Origin of the sequence: Micromonospora zhanjiangensis, from assembly GCF_042650605.1 — a bacterium.
GTDB classification, from domain to species: Bacteria; Actinomycetota; Actinomycetes; order Mycobacteriales; family Micromonosporaceae; genus Micromonospora_J; species Micromonospora_J zhanjiangensis.
This window is the reverse complement of the sequence record NZ_JBHSBN010000134.1, coordinates 1-536: the sequence shown is the minus strand read 5'-3', so window position 1 is coordinate 536 and position 536 is coordinate 1. Positions and strand designations below refer to the sequence as shown.

Here is a 536-nt window from a genome sequence, read left to right as displayed (position 1 = left end):
GCGAACGAGTGGTATCCGCGGAACATGTACAACAACGGGTCGAGCGAGAACAACCATCACAAGAGCGTGTTCGGTGATCCGTCGGTGTGGCCGTATCACAACTTCATCAACGGGGCGCGGGACAAGGCGGGTAACTTTGTGCAGTTCGCGCCGAAGTTGAGGTCGGCGGGTGGGAGTTTCGACCCGAACGAGTGGGCGCAGTTGTTCGCGGACGCGGGGGCGCGGTTCGCCGGTCCGGTGGCCGAGCATCACGACGGGTTCTCGATGTGGAACAGCAGTGTGAACGAGTGGAACTCGGTGGCCCGGGGGCCGAGGTTGGACCTGTTGCGGTTGCACGCCGACGCGATCCGGGGCAAGGGGTTGCGGTTGTTCGTGTCGTTGCACCACTCGTACAACTTCACCGGTTTCTACCAGTGGGTGCCGGCGCAGTCGGACAACAGTCTGAAGAAGTTGTACGGGCAGCTCGGCGCGGCGGCCGAGCAGCAGTTGTGGTACGACAAGCTGCGCGAGGTCATCGACGGTTATCAGCCGGACAT

At 62.5% G+C, this 536-nt stretch carries 1 protein-coding gene; it reads left to right on the top strand.

Annotation, left to right across the window (positions count from 1 at the left end; all coding sequences use genetic code 11):
• Positions 1-24 precede the first annotated feature (24 nt).
• A partial coding sequence (locus ACFOX0_RS34290; RefSeq protein WP_377553864.1) for an alpha-L-fucosidase occupies positions 25-536 on the top strand: 512 nt, incomplete at its 3' end.